17 protein-coding genes are annotated in these 16015 nt (G+C 51.7%); 5 read left to right on the top strand and 12 right to left on the bottom strand.

Annotation, left to right across the window (positions count from 1 at the left end; translation table 11 throughout):
- Positions 1-2: 2 nt before the first annotated feature.
- The 4 genes from BLW68_RS01115 to radC all read right to left on the bottom strand — a co-directional run bounded on the left by BLW68_RS01115 (position 3) and on the right by radC (position 1820).
- A complete protein-coding gene (locus BLW68_RS01115; RefSeq protein WP_092789294.1) occupies positions 3-485 on the bottom strand; it encodes a hypothetical protein in 483 nt (160 codons plus the stop codon).
- Positions 486-577: 92 nt separating this feature from the next.
- Complete coding sequence (gene rpmG, locus BLW68_RS01110; RefSeq protein WP_008219722.1) at positions 578-733, bottom strand: 50S ribosomal protein L33; 156 nt, start codon at positions 731-733, stop codon at positions 578-580.
- Between the two features lie 11 nt (positions 734-744).
- Positions 745-981, bottom strand: coding sequence for a 50S ribosomal protein L28 (gene rpmB, locus BLW68_RS01105; RefSeq protein WP_040551802.1), 237 nt, complete (start codon positions 979-981; stop codon positions 745-747).
- Positions 982-1145: 164 nt separating this feature from the next.
- Positions 1146-1820 carry a RadC family protein gene (gene radC / locus BLW68_RS01100; RefSeq protein ID WP_092789292.1) on the bottom strand — a complete coding sequence of 225 codons (675 nt, stop codon included), beginning with the start codon at positions 1818-1820 and terminating at the stop codon, positions 1146-1148.
- An 82-nt stretch (positions 1821-1902) separates the two neighbouring features.
- Here radC and coaBC point away from each other — a divergent pair, with 82 nt between their 5' ends.
- Genes coaBC through slmA form a run of 3 tightly spaced genes read left to right on the top strand, consistent with a single transcriptional unit; the run spans position 1903 to position 4211 of the window.
- Positions 1903-3114, top strand: a complete 1212-nt coding sequence (gene coaBC / locus BLW68_RS01095; protein ID WP_177172119.1) for a bifunctional phosphopantothenoylcysteine decarboxylase/phosphopantothenate--cysteine ligase CoaBC — start codon at positions 1903-1905, stop codon at positions 3112-3114.
- Positions 3115-3161: 47 nt separating this feature from the next.
- A complete protein-coding gene (gene dut / locus BLW68_RS01090) occupies positions 3162-3620 on the top strand; it encodes a dUTP diphosphatase (protein WP_092789290.1) in 459 nt (152 codons plus the stop codon).
- Complete coding sequence (slmA, locus tag BLW68_RS01085; protein WP_092789288.1) at positions 3621-4211, top strand: nucleoid occlusion factor SlmA; 591 nt, start codon at positions 3621-3623, stop codon at positions 4209-4211.
- A 177-nt stretch (positions 4212-4388) separates the two neighbouring features.
- Here the strand turns inward: slmA and BLW68_RS01080 are convergent, their stop codons facing one another.
- From BLW68_RS01080 to rph, 3 genes are all read right to left on the bottom strand, one after another.
- Positions 4389-4760, bottom strand: a complete 372-nt coding sequence (locus BLW68_RS01080) for a diacylglycerol kinase (RefSeq protein WP_092789286.1) — start codon at positions 4758-4760, stop codon at positions 4389-4391.
- Between the two features lie 185 nt (positions 4761-4945).
- Positions 4946-5593, bottom strand: coding sequence for an orotate phosphoribosyltransferase (pyrE, locus tag BLW68_RS01075; RefSeq protein ID WP_092789884.1), 648 nt, complete (start codon positions 5591-5593; stop codon positions 4946-4948).
- Between the two features lie 23 nt (positions 5594-5616).
- A complete protein-coding gene (gene rph, locus BLW68_RS01070) occupies positions 5617-6330 on the bottom strand; it encodes a ribonuclease PH (protein WP_092789284.1) in 714 nt (237 codons plus the stop codon).
- A gap of 125 nt (positions 6331-6455) precedes the next feature.
- On the opposite strand from rph, the gene BLW68_RS01065 reads away from it, so the two are divergent.
- Complete coding sequence (locus BLW68_RS01065) at positions 6456-7316, top strand: YicC/YloC family endoribonuclease (RefSeq protein WP_092789282.1); 861 nt, start codon at positions 6456-6458, stop codon at positions 7314-7316.
- 30 nt (positions 7317-7346) lie between these two features.
- Here BLW68_RS01065 and BLW68_RS01060 read toward each other — a convergent pair whose 3' ends face one another.
- From BLW68_RS01060 to BLW68_RS01045, 4 genes are all read right to left on the bottom strand, one after another.
- Positions 7347-7769 (bottom strand): BLUF domain-containing protein, encoded by a 423-nt coding sequence (locus tag BLW68_RS01060; RefSeq protein ID WP_092789280.1) that lies wholly within the window; start codon positions 7767-7769, stop codon positions 7347-7349.
- 110 nt (positions 7770-7879) lie between these two features.
- Positions 7880-9340, bottom strand: coding sequence for an NAD-dependent succinate-semialdehyde dehydrogenase (locus BLW68_RS01055; protein ID WP_092789278.1), 1461 nt, complete (start codon positions 9338-9340; stop codon positions 7880-7882).
- A gap of 111 nt (positions 9341-9451) precedes the next feature.
- Positions 9452-11878, bottom strand: coding sequence for a TonB-dependent receptor domain-containing protein (locus BLW68_RS01050; protein ID WP_092789276.1), 2427 nt, complete (start codon positions 11876-11878; stop codon positions 9452-9454).
- Between the two features lie 88 nt (positions 11879-11966).
- Entirely contained in the window at positions 11967-13220 is a 1254-nt protein-coding gene (locus BLW68_RS01045; RefSeq protein WP_092789274.1) for an MFS transporter, read from the bottom strand.
- A 189-nt stretch (positions 13221-13409) separates the two neighbouring features.
- On the opposite strand from BLW68_RS01045, the gene gtfA reads away from it, so the two are divergent.
- Complete coding sequence (gene gtfA, locus BLW68_RS01040) at positions 13410-14906, top strand: sucrose phosphorylase (RefSeq protein ID WP_092789272.1); 1497 nt, start codon at positions 13410-13412, stop codon at positions 14904-14906.
- Here the strand turns inward: gtfA and BLW68_RS01035 are convergent.
- A complete protein-coding gene (locus BLW68_RS01035; RefSeq protein ID WP_092789270.1) occupies positions 14903-15925 on the bottom strand; it encodes a LacI family DNA-binding transcriptional regulator in 1023 nt (340 codons plus the stop codon). The two genes, gtfA and BLW68_RS01035, sit on opposite strands and share 4 nt — an antisense overlap.
- Positions 15926-16015 lie beyond the last annotated feature (90 nt).

Below are 16015 nucleotides of genomic sequence, written 5' to 3'. Positions count from 1 at the left end.
GGTTACTCCGCCATATCGATTAAAAACAACTGCGCCGCCTGTGCAGCAGTTAACTGGTAAAACTGACTCTGCCCGGCTTGCTGTAATAAGAATTGCCCGCCATCGGTATCAGCAGCCGGATACAGCAACCAAATTAGCGGCGCAGTTTGCCCAACCAGCTGCACACTGGCTTGTGCTACCGGCACACGGCTTTTATCTGCGGGCACTTCAACCGGCGTAAGTAAACTATGCTGCCAGGCCACTGCCAGCTGTGCTGCATCTACCGGTTTCTGCCGCTGGGGTTGCAACTGCCATTGTGGGCCGGCTTTAATAAGCCGCGTATTAGCAAAAGCTACCATCAGTAATTCACTATCAGCGGGGATCAAGCGGTGCTCAGGCGCATTAAACTGCGATAAGCGCTGCGGAATGCCATACAGCGCAAACATCAGCACCAGCACTGCAAAAATCAGTACGTTATTCCAGTTACGGCGGGAGAGTTTTAACATAACCATACCTGTCGGCAAAAGCTTTGCGGCATAGTAACTTAGGTAGGCTTTAAAAAGCAAAAACCCGGCGTTGGCCGGGTTTCTGTGTTCGATTACTTGATTTTCGCTTCTTTGAAAATCACATGCTTGCGCACTTTAGGATCAAACTTTTTGATTTCCATCTTTTCTGGCATGGTGCGCTTGTTCTTCGTAGTTGTATAGAAGAAACCAGTGCCTGCAGAAGAGACTAAACGGATTTTATCGCGCATTTTTTATTTCCTTACACCTTGTGACCGTTAGCACGCACTTCGGCTAATACCGCATCGATACCTTTCTTATCGATGATGCGCATACCACGGGTAGAAGTACGTAATGTAACAAAACGGTTTTCACTTTCAACCCAGAAACGGTGAGTTTGCAGGTTAGGCAGGAAACGGCGCTTAGTAGCATTGTTGGCGTGTGAACGACGGTTACCCACCATCGGACCTTTGCCAGTTACTTGGCACACTCTAGACATGTCAATAGTTCTCCAAAATTACATCAGCTCGAGCTGTCATCACCCTTCTGGCCAAGAAGGTTGCCCCAAAACAAGAGGGCGCAATTTATACACGAATAAGCCGCCTTATTCAAGCGAAATCTTTCGCCCGCGCGCAGAGATCCGGCAAGGATCCCAGCGGATCTTCACAGCCAGCCACGCTCTGCAAAGGAGATTACATCAGCATCGCCCACAATAAAGTGATCCAATACCTTGATATCTACCAACATTAACGCCTGAATTAATCGTTCAGTAATCGCTCTGTCCGCCCGGCTTGGTTCAGCCACGCCAGAGGGATGATTGTGCGCCAGAATAACAGCGGCGGCATTATGCGCTAAAGCCTGCTGAACTACAATACGCGGATACACCGGGGACGCATCTATAGTGCCGGCAAATAATGGCTCGGCTTTAATCAGCCGGTGTTGGCTATCTAAATACAGTAAAAGAAAGACTTCGCGCTGCTCACCACTGATAGCATGTTGCAAATAACGCTTCACGGTGGCCGGTTCACTAAACACGGTATCGCGCTGCATCTGCTGCTGTAAATAACGTTTGCTCAGCTCCAGCACAGCCTGCAGCTGTACAAACTTGGCTTCGCCTAAACCTTTGGCCGAGCAAAAATCAGCCTGGCTGGCGCCCAATAAGCGCCTTAGCGAACCAAACTGACTTAACAACTGCCGCGCCAGCGTTACGGCGTCAGTACCGGCAATACCGGTGCGTAGAAAAATAGCCAGTAATTCGGCGTCTGACAGTGCTGTCGCGCCTCTGTCGAGCAGTTTTTCCCGTGGCCGCTCGGTGGCCGGCCAGTGACGAATACTCATGCTATCCCTCCCTGAATTGATGCTGAATTTGTGTTTCCATGCTATCTTATCGCCAGTTTTTTCCGGTTCTGGTGTCTCTGTCATGTTGCAAACCCTTGCCCAAAAACACATTTTGCTTGGTATCAGCGGCGGTATTGCTGCCTATAAAAGTGCAGACTTAGTACGCCGCTTAAAAGAGCGTGGCGCGGATGTGCGGGTTATTTTAACCGACGCCGCCCAGCACTTTATTACTCCGCTGACACTGCAGGCCGTATCAGGTAACCCGGTAAGCACCAGCTTGCTAGACCCTGCTGCAGAAGCCGCCATGGGCCATATCGAGCTGGCAAAATGGGCTGACATAGTGTTAATTGCCCCCGCCAGCGCCGATATTATCGCCCGCATGGCGCACGGCTTAGCCAACGATTTGCTGACTACCTGTGTGCTGGCCACCGCGGCACCTGTTGCTGTAGCGCCTGCAATGAACCAGCAGATGTATAAAAACATAGCTACCCAGCATAATTTAGCCACTTTAAAAGCACATAATTTTTACATTTATGGCCCGGGAGTGGGTGAGCAAGCCTGCGGCGACGTCGGCTCAGGCCGTATGCTCGAGCCTTTAGAGCTGGTCAGCGCATTAGAAAAACATTTTTCAGCTGAACAGCAACTTAATAACATTAAAATCACAATTACCGCGGGGCCAACGCGCGAAGCTATTGATCCGGTGCGTTATATCTCTAACCACAGCTCAGGCAAAATGGGCTTTGCCTTAGCACAAGCCGCCGCGGCTATGGGCGCACAGGTCACGCTGATTAGCGGCCCGGTGCAGTTAGCTACACCTGCGGGGGTAACACGCATTGACGTTACTACCGCAGAGCAAATGCTCGAAGCTGCACTGGCCCAAGCCACACAAAACGATATTTTCATTGGCTGCGCAGCGGTGGCCGATTATCGTGTGGCACAGGTTGCCAGTGAAAAAATGAAGAAAACTGCCAGCGACAGCATTGAGCTAAAGCTGGTAAAAAACCCGGATATTATTGCCGCCGTTGCAGCATTAACCGTACAGCGCCCTTTTACCGTAGGTTTTGCCGCAGAAACACAAAACGTAGTGCAATACGCCAAAGATAAACTGACACGCAAAAAGCTGGATTTAATTTGCGCCAATGATGTATCGGGCACTGAACTGGGTTTTAACAGCGATCATAATGCTGTCACCCTGGTATGGCAGCATGGCGAGCAGGCATTACCGGCTCAGCCCAAAGCTGATTTAGCCAAAGCAATAATGCAGCATATCTATGCTCAGTTTTCCGCCAACTAAATACCATTAGAATACTAATTGTCATTAAAATAAGAGTTAAGCCGTAAATGAAAAAAGCCATTGATTTAAAAATCCTTGACCCGCGTATTGGTACAGAATTTCCGTTACCGGCCTATGCCACACCGGGCTCTGCCGGGTTAGATTTACGCGCCTGTCTGGACAGCCCACTGACACTGGCACCGGGTGAAACTACGTTAATTCCTACCGGTTTATCTATTTTCATTGGTGATGCTAATTTATGCGCCACTATCCTACCCCGCTCTGGCCTGGGCCATAAACACGGTATCGTATTGGGTAACCTTGTTGGTTTAATTGACTCAGATTATCAGGGGCCATTAATGGTATCCATGTGGAACCGCGGTACCGACAGCTTCAGCATTGAGCCGGGTGATCGCATAGCCCAGCTGGTATTTATGCCGGTAGTGCAGGCTGAATTTAATATTGTCGACAGCTTTGAACAAACAGCGCGCGGCGAAGGCGGTTTTGGCTCATCAGGGAAAGCCTAAATGCCGGCACCCCGTCGCAGTAATCGTAAAGAAGACATTTTGCAGGCCCTTGCGGCCATGCTGCAAAGCAATAACGGCCAGCGTATTACCACAGCCGCACTGGCAGAAAAAGTTGGTGTGTCTGAAGCCGCGCTATACCGGCATTTCCCCAGTAAGGCCCGGATGTTTGAAGGCTTAATTGAGTTTATTGAAGATACGCTGCTCTCACGCATCAACGGCATTCTGGACGAGCACAAAGACACCGCCAGCCGCACCGAGTTAATTCTGCAGCTGATATTAGTCTTTGCCGAGCGTAACCCCGGTATCTGCCGTATTTTAACCGGTGATGCCCTGCAAGGCGAGCAGGAACGTCTGCAAGAACGGGTAGCCCAGTTATTTGAAAAACTGGAAACCCAGTTAAAGCAATGCCTGCGCGAGCGTAAGCTGCGTGAAGGTAAGGGCTTTAGTATCGACGAAGGCGAGCTGGCTAACCTGCTACTGGCCTCGGTAGAGGGTAAGTTAAGCCAGTTTGTCCGCTCCGGTTTTACCCGCTTACCAACCCAGCACTGGGCTAATCAGTGGGCACAACTACAAACTGCTCTGTTTAGCTAAATCATAACGTGAGAGCAGCGTGGCTGGTGTGCTTTCGTAGCAGCGGCATGGATGCCGCGCAGGCTGAGAGGGCACAGGGATGTGATCCTTGAAGCCGGCGAAGAAAGCATCTCCAGCCACACTGCTTTACGCCAAGGCAGCAAAGCACACCTAATCCCTTCCTAATTCAACTCCGGTTCAAACAAAGCGCTCGTACAGCGCCGCGCCCCATACCAGCGCCACTATCACTAAGCTGACAAACACCGCCGCCGAGCCCATATCTTTGGCCCGGCCCGACAGTTCATGCCGCTCTAAACTTACGCGATCAGTTAACGATTCAATCGCTGAGTTCAGTAGCTCCACCAACAGCACTAAACACCATACGCTAACCAGCAGCGCAAACTGGCTGACTGACGTGGCCAACCAGGCGGCCAGCGGAATAGAGATAACGGCTAAGATGGTTTCCTGACGAAAGGCAGACTCAAACTTCCAGCTGGCGGCAAAACCCTGCATCGAACATTTTGCTGCCCTGATAATTCGTCCTAAACCAACGCCGTTTGGCTTTAACATCTTTGCTGTCCTTCATTGCTGTTGTGTATCGGGCTAAGGTCGAAGCGTCAGGTACAGGGTCAGGTGTGCTTTCGGAACAGCGGCAAGGATGCCGCGCAGGCTGAGAGGGCACAAGGATGTGATCCTTGAAGCCGGTGCAGAAAGCATTTCCTGACACTGTACCCTACTCTAAAGCCCGATTTTTCTTAAGTGTTAACACCATATTGTGCGCGATAAGCTTTCACCGCATCCAGATGCTGCGCCAGTTCCGGCTTATCGGCCAAATAGCTGATTAAATCCGGCAGGCTGATAATCGAGATGACTTTAGTATTAAAATCACGCTCCACTTCCTGAATCGCCGACAGCTCACCCTGGCCACGCTCTTGCCTGTCCAGTGCAATCAACACACCGGTAAGCTCAGCGCCCTGCGCCTGAATTAACTGCATCGATTCGCGAATCGCGGTACCGGCGGTAATGACATCATCCACCAGCATAATGCGGCCCTTTAGCGGTGAGCCGACTAAGTTACCGCCCTCACCATGGGTTTTCGCTTCTTTGCGGTTAAAGCAGTACGGGACATCGCGGTTATAATGATCCGCCAATGCTACAGCTGTAGTGGTGGCAATAGGAATACCTTTATAAGCTGGGCCAAACAGTACATCGAACGCCAGGCCGCTATCCTGCAACGCCGCCGCATAAAAGCGGCCTAACTTGGCCAGGTCACCGCCGGTGTTAAACAGCCCGGCATTAAAAAAGTACGGGCTGGTACGGCCGGATTTCAGCGTAAAGCTGCCAAACTTTAATACCTGACGCGACAGCGCAAACTCAATAAATTCACGTTGAAACGACTTGATCATGCTGTTGTATCCTTTGCTTGTTATGCCAGAACGCGCTTTTGCTCGTCGATAATTTCACGGATGGCATGCTTGCCTAAATCCATCATCTGCTGCATTTCTTCAAAGCTAAACGGCGCTTCTTCGGCCGTACCCTGAATTTCAATCACTTTGCCGGTTTCGGTCATCACGATATTCATATCAGTTTCCGCGTTTGAGTCTTCAGCGTAATCTAAATCGGCCACCGCAGTGCCTTTATAAATACCTACCGATACCGCAGCTACCATAAAATTCAACGGGTTGGTTTTAATAATACCTTTGGCGCGCATATGGTTTAATGCATCAACTAAGGCCACACAAGCGCCGGTTATAGAGGCAGTGCGGGTGCCGCCATCGGCCTGAATTACATCACAGTCGATAGTAATGGTATTTTCACCCAGCAGTTTTAAATCCACTGCGGTACGCAGCGCACGGCCAATAAGGCGTTGAATTTCCATCGTGCGGCCACCTTGTTTACCGCGTGCCGCTTCGCGGTCATTACGGGTATGGGTAGCGCGTGGCAGCATGCCGTATTCGGCAGTGATCCAGCCCTTGCCCTGGCCTTTCATAAAGCGCGGCACACCTTCAATTACGCTGGCGGTACAAATTACCTTGGTATTACCAAATTCAACCAATACTGAGCCTTCAGCATGAGCGGTAAATTGACGGGTAAAAGTAAGGGGACGGATCTGACTGGCGGTTCTGCCACTTGGACGCATAGCTGCACTCCTGAAATTAACAATGGCGGTTATTATAAGAGGTTATGCTGGTAAGGGCTATCAATTCGCCAAATTCCGTTATCCTGCGGTATACTCGGTGTTTATTTGTCGCCAGAGAGCCTTTTATGATCCACAGCATGACCGCCTTCGCCCGCCATGAAACCAAAGCCAGCTGGGGCACCGCCCAGTGGGAGATCCGCTCGGTAAACCAGCGTTACCTGGAGTCCTACTTTCGCCTGCCGGAGCAGTTTCGCGGCTTAGAAAGCCTGCTGCGCGACAAACTACGTAACAGCCTGCAACGCGGCAAAATAGAAGTTAACCTACGCTATCATGCCAACCAGGCCGCTGGCGAGCTGACGTTAAACGAAGTATTCGCCGAGCAATTGCTGCAAAAAGCCCAGCAATTACTGCAAAAAGCACCGCAAGCGCAACTCAACATTGCCGACATCCTGCGCTGGCCGGGTGTAATGGAAACACCAACAGAAGATTTAGACGCACTGCAAGGCGAGTTGCTGGCCGGTTTCGACGCTGCCTTACAAGACTTCTTAGCCGGCCGTGGCCGCGAAGGTGACGCCATTGAGCAAATGATCCAGCAACGCTTAACCGCCATTGGCGAGCAAGTGGCTTTTGTCCGCACGCACCTGCCACAAGCAATGCAATGGCAGCGCGATCGCATTGTAAACCGCTTAAACGAGATTAAAGCCGATATAGAACAAGGCCGTTTAGAGCAGGAAATGGCGTTTTTAGCGTCAAAATCCGACGTCGCCGAAGAACTGGACCGCCTTGATGCTCACATTAAAGAAACCCGCCATACGCTGAAAAAAGGCGGCGCCTGCGGCCGGCGTCTCGATTTTATGATGCAGGAATTTAACCGCGAAGCGAATACGCTGTCATCTAAGGCTATTAGCACTGAGATTACCAATGCCGCGGTGGAGCTTAAGGTGTTAATTGAGCAGATGCGTGAGCAGATCCAGAATATTGAGTAATTTTCACTTATTGCAAGTAGCAAATAACTGCTATTTCAATGCCAGCTTAAACCAGTCGAGTTGGCTTTCGTTGATGTTACTGGCCTGGCCCAGCATATTCAGTACTGCGATCAAGTCCTGGTTTTCTTCGTTATCGAGTAATTTTTTCACCCCCAGACTCCAGCGGGAAAAGTCCCGCTGTTGTATCGGTTTACGCAGTAATAGCCGCACATTGGTGTGCCTTTTGTCGCGGCAGATACTGGCATAGAGTGCGTCAACTACCGCAGCTTCGCCTTCCAGATATTGCAAAAAATAGCGCTCGGTAAATAATAAAGCGCCGGTAATATTACGCCGCAGGTTATTCGGCTCGGCGCGCAGCTTTATTTTATTAATAGCTACATCATCCGTGCTGGCGCAACGATCACTGATATAAACCAGTTGGATCTCGTTTTGAATTATTGCCTGGCTCGTCACGGTACTTACTCTTTAGCATACCAGCGTCTGTTATAGCGCTGGCGCTGATACAAAGCAATGGCTTCATCAATCGCAATATCTTAACCCGATCCCGATTGTAACAGCGCCCGCTACAGCCCGCCCAAACACAGGTATTTTAAATTGGTGTAATCGTCCAAACCGTATTTAGAGCCTTCGCGGCCATAGCCGGATTGTTTGATGCCACCAAAAGGTGCGGCGGCATTAGATACTATGCCCTCGTTAATACCCACCATGCCAAACTGCAACGCTTGCGCCACACGAAACACCCGGCCGATATCACGGCTGTAAAAATACGCCGCCAAACCATATTCGGTGCTGTTGGCCAGCGCTATTGCTTCGGCTTCAGTATCAAACGCCATTAACGGCGCCACCGGGCCGAAAATTTCTTCATTGCTTATGGCCATATCCGCGCTGACATCGCTAAGCAAGGTCGGCTGGAAAAACTGCTTACCGGCACTGTGGGTTTTACCGCCCAGCAGCACTTTAGCGCCATCGTCCAGCGCGCTTTGCAGCAGTTTTGCTACTTTCTCTACCGCTTTACCATCTATTAACGGCCCTATCTGACTGCCTGCAGCCAGGCCATCAGCAACGTTAAGCTGGGTAACGGCAATGGCTAACTTATCGGCAAAGGCCTGATACACGCCGCGCTGCACCAGAATGCGGTTGGCACAAACGCAGGTTTGGCCGGCGTTACGAAATTTGGCCGCCATCAGGCCCTGTACGGCGGCATCCAGGTCGGCATCATCAAACACGATAAAGGGTGCATTGCCGCCCAGCTCCAGCGTTACGCGCTTTACGCTGTCGGCGCATTGCTTGGCCAACTGCTTACCCACGGCAGTGGAGCCGGTAAAGCTGAACTTGGCGACTTTAGCGTGCCCGGTAAATACTTCGCCAATGGCTTTGGCATCGGTGCCTACCACCACGTTAAACACCCCGGCCGGAATACCAGCCTGGTGGGCTAATTCGGCCAGCGCCAGCGCCGATAACGGCGTTTGCTGCGCCGGTTTCACCACAAAGGTACAGCCGGCTGCCAGTGCTGCTGCGGCTTTACGCGCCAGCATCGCATTAGGGAAGTTCCAGGGTGTTATCGCGGCCACCACGCCGACCGGCTGGCGCTGCACAATAATGCGTTTATCGTTGGAGGGTGCCGGTATGGTATCGCCGTATAAGCGTTTAGCTTCTTCGGCAAACCATTGCAAATATGAGGCGCCATAAGCTATTTCGCCTTTGGCTTCGCTAAGGGGTTTACCTTGTTCCAGCGTCAGTAAGCGGGCTAAATCATCCTGATGCTGCATCACCAGTTGATACCAGCTTTGCAATAACTGTGCGCGCTCTGCTGCCGGTTTGGCGGCCCAGCCGGTAAAGGCGTTGTCTGCCGCCAGTACCGCTTGCTGCGCTTCGTTGGCGCCGGCGATGGCAACCTTAGCAAGTAACTGCTGGTTAGCCGGGTTAATCACGTCAAAGGTATCAGTGTGCTGTAACCAGTTGCCGTTGATATAAGAGCCTTGTTTAAGCAGTTCTTTGCTGATCTGTTGCTGACGTTGTTGCATAGTTCACTCCGCTAAGCTGAGAATGTCAGTGAATGTTAGCATACTGAAGTGAACCGCAAATTAAACCAACGGCGGGCAAAGGCCCGCAGTTTCCAGTTTCAGGCTGGCTTATCAGAAACGATACGCTAAGCCCAAAGAGGCATTGCGGCCATTGATGGTGCGGGCGCGAATAATGCCGTTAGCCGGCACTGAGCCTTCTTCGGCTTCTGTCAGGCCAATTTCATCAAACAGGTTGTTGATGTTCAGCGACACAGTCAGGTTTTCCGCCAGATTGTAGCTGGCAAACGCATTGACCTGAGTGTAGCCGCTGAATTTCAGATCGTTGTTATCCTGAGCATAGGCAGCTGTGGTGCCAATGATGCTGACACCAAACTGAGCTTGCTCAAAGAAGTAACGTGCCAACAGGTTATAAACAAAGTCGGCCTGGCGCCTGGGTGTATTACCCACCACTTCCGGGCTCAGCGCATCTTTGCTGATCTCGGCATCGGTCCAGGTAACGGAGCCGCGCATATCAAAATCGCCGATGCGGTAGCTGCTTTCCAGCTCAATACCGTGCGCTTTGTAAGTACGGTCGAAAAAGCGCTGGCTGGTGGCTTCAAAGTTTTGCTCTTCGGTTTCTGCAAAAAACAAGGTAGCAAACAGGTTTAAATTACCATGCCGGCTTTTACTACCAAGCTCATACTGGGTAACTTCATCTACCGCATCTTCTTTAGCTACGCTGCCATCAGCATTGACTTTGCCAAATAATGAACGGTCAGCATTGGCGCGCCCGCCTTTACTGATACGGCCAAACATTGCCCAGTCTTTATTAAACTGATAGTTAGCCCCTGCCGAGTAGGAATTGTAGCCCCAGCTGTAATTAACGATGCTGGCGTTGGCTAAATCGATACCCGATACGCTTTGCTCTACCTGGCTGATTACACCATCGCCGTTCATATCACGGCTGCTTTGTACCGCACCGGCATAAGTGCCTGAAGCACTGCCGATATCGCGGCGGATACTGGCATCGAGCGATAAATCACCATAGGCCCAGCTTAAACCAGCATAAGGCGCTTTAATGCTGTAGTCGGTATCGTAGTTACGCTGGCAACAGTTGCCGAAAAACGGCACGCCGTAGGCAGTCAGGCCCTGCTCGGAAAACGCCGTACCGTCTGCAGCAGTAACATTTAACAACTCGGCATTGTTGCCCTTTAACGCCATTAAATACGAGTTCCACAACCACGACATGCTGATACTTTGATCGGCGATGTAATAACCAACATTAACATCAACCTCGCCAAAGCGGCGTGACAGCTTTAAGTCGTTCACGATAGAACCAAAATCGTCTATCTCAATATCAAAGGTGTGAATACGCATGGCGTTTTCTGCGCTGTAAGCCTCACCGGCATTGGGCCCTACGGCGTAAGTTAAATTAGCACCGGCGCCGGCGATACTGTCGGCGATGCCTTGCGCATTGCCTACTTCTGCCGGAAACAGCGTATTAAAGTTACCGCTGACATCACTAACGCGAAAACGGTTTTCCAGCGTCCAGCCTTCAGCTAAATCAAACACCGCTTCTACGCCCACGCTGTTTACTTTGGGGTTCATGCCATCGCGCAGGTCACCGCGGGAGATTTGATTATCGCCGTTTAAACGCACGGTTTGGGTTAAATACACCGACTGCAGCGTATCTGAACCGGCGTCATAACCCGGCACTGAGCTGCCATCAGCAAACATTGGCATCGGCATATAGCTGGTGGCTTTGTCGTTTAAATGTTTAAAGTACAGCCGCACATAGCCGGTATCGAATTCTTTGGTCAGGTTACCTTTTAACTGAAAGCCTTTTTCGCCCTGATAACCCGGGTCGCGCACGCCTTCGCCCTGACGCACAAAGCCGCCCAGATGAAAACGCATATCGCTGTTAATATCACCGCCGTAATCAAAGTCGGTGCGGAAGCTGTCGTAATCCAGCCCGGTAGTAAAGGCGATACTGCCGCCGTTTTCTTCACCGGTTTTACTGACAAAATTGATAATACCGCCCGGCGAATTACTGGCGGTAGTGCTGGCCGAGCCGCCGCGGATCACATCCAGCCGCGCTAAAGTAGCATCGGCCCGCAGAAAAATATCGGCATTACCAAAGGCGATATCACCAAACTGCATGACCGGTAAACCATCTTCCTGCAAGGTAAGAAACTTGGCGCCGCCGGATGCTACCGGCAAGCCGCGTACGGCAATATTGGCATTACCTTCACCGCCGCTGGCTTCACTGCGCACGCCAGGCAGCATGCGGAAAATCTCGGCCGTGCTGCGCGGCGTGGCAACGGCGATATCATCCAGTGTCAGGCTGCTGACCGACACGCTGGACTGCATAACCGTTTGATTACGCGATACCGCACCGGTAACCACGATGCGTTCAAAGCCTAAACCAGCGCCGTCTGATTGTGCTGCGGCCGGCTCGTTTGTATTAGTTTCTGCCTGTTGTGCCATCGCTGCGCTGTTGCTTAGCGCCAGCGTGACAGCAAGAGCAAGTGAGCCTGGTGTCAAATTATACTGTTTCATTGTCTATCTCCCGTGTTGAAATCGCGATCTATTCTTTGGATAGTCTGCTTATAACTTAATCGTTTAAGTTTTTACTGCTATAAAAAAGCTAGCCGGAAGACATTTGCTCCAGCTTAGCTTTGGCTGGCTGTTTCAGCCAGTTGTAAACCATGGCAATGGCCAATAACGCCGAAAACAGCGTGGCCAGATAAAAACCGGCGGTTACATCGTTGGCCCAATCACCCAGCACGGCCATTAATGCCGGTGCTACGGCCGCCGCCAGCGCGGTAAACGCCAGTAACAAGCCTGCCACAGCGCCATGCTGTTGCCGGTGGAAGCAACTGATACCTTTGGAATTCAGTGTCGGGTAAATCATCGACATAAACAGCCCGGACAGCGGCATCAGCCATACTGCAACTGCTTTACCACCGAGCATACTGGCGGCAAAACAGACAAAAATACACAGCGTAAACACCGCCATCACGCTACTCCAGCAAAAGCGGTTTAAGATGGCTGTGGCGAGAAAACGCCCCAGCGCACGCAAAATAAAAAATACCGTAATAGCCTGCGCGGCCAGTAAGCTCCAGCGGCCGTCGTAATCGGCTAATAAGGTGGGCAACCAGACAAAAATCGCCACTTCACAGCTAACATACAGCGCTATCACCAGCGAAAAGCCCAGCGCGTAGCGATCTTTTAGCAGCAGCATGGAACGACGCAGCGACACCTGATCTGCAGCGGCCTGATACGGCGGGTAAGGCAGCCGGGCCGACATCACCACCAGCAAGGTACACAGCAAGCCGGCCAGCAAATACAATGAGGTCCAGTGAATAGAAGCGGCAATCATCAGCGCCACCAGTGCCGGGCCGACTATAGCGCCAATAGCAAAGAAGCCCTCTACCGTGTTCATGGTGCGGGTGTGGCTTTGGCTGTCAGGGCTGATATCGCCGATTAACGCCAGCGCGGCGGTTTTAAAAATACCGATGGCCAGGCCGCACAGGCCCATTAGTAAGATAAAAAACAGCGCACTGTTGCCGGCCATAAAGGCATAGCAGGATACGGCGTACAGGCTTAAGCCAACGATAATCAGCTTTTTGCGGCCGAGTTTATCCGCCAGCCGGCCGAGGAATAACCCGGCCAAACCAATCGCCAGCATCGGTACATAATGAAAGGCACTGGCCTGAAACATCGTTAACTGATATTCCGCCATGGCTTCAGGAATGATCACGCCCACCGCATCGGTGGTCATGGCAAAGACAAAAAACATCAGGTAGGTCATCCAGCGCACCTGGCGCTGCAAACCCACGGCGCGATCTAACGTTTCGGCTGCCCCGACAGCCTGACGCTTCGCATCAGTAGTAAGCATAGTGTTTCCCCGTTTGTGGCCTGTTGCCAGCTGGTGTAAGCGCACCGGGCTGAGCAGGCTTATTTGTACGAGCCGCTTTCTCAGGCCGGCTTGGGTTTATTATGCGCCGGGGGTTGACAAAGGAGTCCGTTGGCTTAAAGCTATATCTTAATCGTTTAAGAAGCAAATTTTTTTTTCAGGATATATGCCATGAATCGTCAGAACAACGCCAACCAAATTCAGCTGATCACCTATATTGACCGGCTAAGCGGCGGCAAAATCAAAGACTTACACACGATGCTGCAAGGCCCGCTGGCCGGCTTATTTGATGGTGTACATTTGCTGCCGTTTTACCCGCCGATAGACGGCGAAGATGCCGGCTTTGACCCAACCGACCATACCGCAGTAGACAGCCGGCTGGGCGACTGGAGCGATATCCGTGCTTTAGCGCAGGACTACCCGCTGATGGCTGATATGATTGTGAACCATATGTCGGCGCAGTCGCCGCAATTTGTTGATGTGTTGGAAAAAGGCGAAGCCTCACCCTACTGGCCGCTGTTTTTAACCCGCGACAAAGTGTTTGCTGCAGATGCCGCGGCAGAGCAACTTGCCGCCGTATACCGGCCACGGCCGACACCGTTTTTTACCGATATCGCGCTAAAAGATGGCCGCAAAATTCCGTTTTGGACCACCTTTACCGCCAACCAGATTGATATTGATGTTAACTCAACTGCCGGCAAAGCCTACTTGCAGGCCATTTTAGACCGCTTTACCGAAAACGGCGTGAAATATATTCGTCTGGATGCCGCCGGTTATGCCATTAAAAAAGCCGGCACCCGCTGCTTTATGCTGCCGGAAACCTTTGAATTTATTGCGGCCTTATCTGAACAAGCCAAAGCGCGCGGCATGGTATGTCTGGTAGAAATACACGGCTACCACCAAACCCAGATTGAGATAGCCCGGCGCTGCGATCTGGTATACGACTTCGCCCTGCCGCCACTGGTGCTGCACACCTTGTTCAGCCGCAATGCCGATGCATTGAAGCACTGGCTGGATATAGCACCGCGCAACTGTATAACGGTACTGGATACCCACGATGGCATTGGCATTGTTGATGCAGCCGATTATCAGGGCCAACCCGGCTTGCTGACGGATCCACAACTGGACAGCCTGGTAGAAACCATTCATGCCAACAGCAACGGCAGCTCAAAGCTGGCCACCGGCAATGCCGCTAACAACGTGGATTTGTATCAGGTGAATTGCAGCTTTTATGATGCGCTGGGTCAAAACGACCAGCAGTATCTGCTGGCCCGCGCCATTCAGCTGTTTTGCCCGGGCATCAGCCAAATTTATTACGCCGGTTTGCTGGCGATGGAAAACGACATTGAATTGCTGCAGCAAAGCCGCGTAGGCCGCGATATTGGCCGGCCCTATTTAACTGCCGCCAAAGTAGAGCAAGCGCTGCAAAAACCAGTGGTGCAGGCACTGTGTCAGCTGATTAAACTGCGCCGCAGCATGCCGGCATTTAACGGTGAATTCAGCCAGCAACTGACAGAGCAGGCATATCAGCTGCAATGGCACCATCAGGGCCACAGCGCCGGCTTGCATATTCAGCTTGCCAGTTTAGAGGCCACTATGCACTGGCAAGCGCCTGATGCAGCGGCACAAAGCCTGAGCCTGAATGCCTTGTACCAGAGTGTGCTTTAACTGCTTTCGCCTAAGCGCAGCTGGTAAGGTAATAATTGTGAGCTGTCGTCCGCGCTTAAAAACGCCCGCACGGCCGCTTCACCTTTAGCATCACTGAATTGCCACACCGACGTTAGCGTCGGGTGGTAGCGCAGCGTTTCTGCAATACCATCAAAACCGACAACGCGAATATCCTGCGGAATACGCAAACCCAGTTGCAGTGCTTCGCGCATCGCACTTAAGCCGATAAGGTCGCTCATACACAGCAATACCGTGGGCCTGGGCGTCATTGCCAGCACCGCTTTGGCGGCCTCACGGGCATAGTTTTGGTTGCTCTCGGGAATATGCCATAAATAATCGGCTGCCAGGGTTAAGCCGCGTTGCTGCATCGCCCTCAGATAACCGTCTAAACGGCGGTGTGCTATAGAGCTTTGATTGTCCCACATCGGTTTATCGCCTACCGGCTGGCTGCGGGCAGCATCAATTAAACGCAAGCCCAACACGGCAACGGTATCCTTGTCCCGCAGCACGGCTATGGCGCTGTCAAAAGCGGCCTGCTCGTTATCAATATTCACCGAAGGGCGGCCCGGCAGGTCAAAATCGACCGTTAACACGCGTTTTTTTGACAAACGCAGCTGCTCAATTAAGCCGGTATTACGCGGTGCACCATAGCAGATAAAGCCGTCGACAAAATCGCTGATCGCATCCGGGTTAGTCGCCTGGCCGGAAAACAACAGCAAGTGCAAATGGTGCCGTTCCAACTCACGGCTGACGCCCTGTAAAAACTGGCTGGCCACCGGGTCGCTCACCATATATTCCAGCGAGTCAGACAAAATTACCGCCACTATGCCCGAGCTGCCGGTGCGTAACGACTGCGCCGCCTTATTCGGGCCTAAATAGCCCAGCTCATGGCAGGCGCCGAGAATTTTTTCCCGCAGCGCTACTGACAGCTGATCCGGCCGGTTAAAAGCATTAGAGATGGTCGCCGTAGACACACCTAAGGTTTTGGCGACACTTTTCAGGGTTAATTTCGTTGTCATTATCGTGCTTTTCACTATCATCTTAATGCATTAAGTTATATGATTTTGCTGCTATTGGCGACGCTTTTTAACAGCGGCTGTGTAACACAG

Source organism: Rheinheimera pacifica (assembly GCF_900108485.1).
GTDB lineage: Bacteria > Pseudomonadota > Gammaproteobacteria > Enterobacterales > Alteromonadaceae > Alishewanella > Alishewanella pacifica.
The sequence above is the reverse complement of the archived record's forward strand: the minus strand, read 5'-3'. Positions and strand labels throughout refer to the sequence as shown.

Excerpts from the sequence above, each read along its gene's own strand:
- BLW68_RS01050 (WP_092789276.1), bottom strand. The coding sequence starts at position 11,878 with ATGAAACAGTATAATTTGACACCAGGCTCACTTGCTCTTGCTGTCACG.
- BLW68_RS01045 (WP_092789274.1), bottom strand. The coding sequence starts at position 13,220 with ATGCTTACTACTGATGCGAAGCGTCAGGCTGTCGGGGCAGCCGAAACG.
- rpmB (WP_040551802.1), bottom strand. The coding sequence starts at position 981 with ATGTCTAGAGTGTGCCAAGTAACTGGCAAAGGTCCGATGGTGGGTAAC.
- rpmG (WP_008219722.1), bottom strand. The coding sequence starts at position 733 with ATGCGCGATAAAATCCGTTTAGTCTCTTCTGCAGGCACTGGTTTCTTC.
- rph (WP_092789284.1), bottom strand. The coding sequence starts at position 6,330 with ATGCGTCCAAGTGGCAGAACCGCCAGTCAGATCCGTCCCCTTACTTTT.
- slmA (WP_092789288.1), top strand. The coding sequence starts at position 3,621 with ATGCCGGCACCCCGTCGCAGTAATCGTAAAGAAGACATTTTGCAGGCC.
- BLW68_RS01055 (WP_092789278.1), bottom strand. The coding sequence starts at position 9,340 with ATGCAACAACGTCAGCAACAGATCAGCAAAGAACTGCTTAAACAAGGC.
- BLW68_RS01115 (WP_092789294.1), bottom strand. The coding sequence starts at position 485 with ATGTTAAAACTCTCCCGCCGTAACTGGAATAACGTACTGATTTTTGCA.
- coaBC (WP_177172119.1), top strand. The coding sequence starts at position 1,903 with ATGTTGCAAACCCTTGCCCAAAAACACATTTTGCTTGGTATCAGCGGC.
- dut (WP_092789290.1), top strand. The coding sequence starts at position 3,162 with ATGAAAAAAGCCATTGATTTAAAAATCCTTGACCCGCGTATTGGTACA.
- gtfA (WP_092789272.1), top strand. The coding sequence starts at position 13,410 with ATGAATCGTCAGAACAACGCCAACCAAATTCAGCTGATCACCTATATT.
- radC (WP_092789292.1), bottom strand. The coding sequence starts at position 1,820 with ATGAGTATTCGTCACTGGCCGGCCACCGAGCGGCCACGGGAAAAACTG.
- BLW68_RS01065 (WP_092789282.1), top strand. The coding sequence starts at position 6,456 with ATGATCCACAGCATGACCGCCTTCGCCCGCCATGAAACCAAAGCCAGC.
- BLW68_RS01035 (WP_092789270.1), bottom strand. The coding sequence starts at position 15,925 with ATGACAACGAAATTAACCCTGAAAAGTGTCGCCAAAACCTTAGGTGTG.
- BLW68_RS01080 (WP_092789286.1), bottom strand. The coding sequence starts at position 4,760 with ATGTTAAAGCCAAACGGCGTTGGTTTAGGACGAATTATCAGGGCAGCA.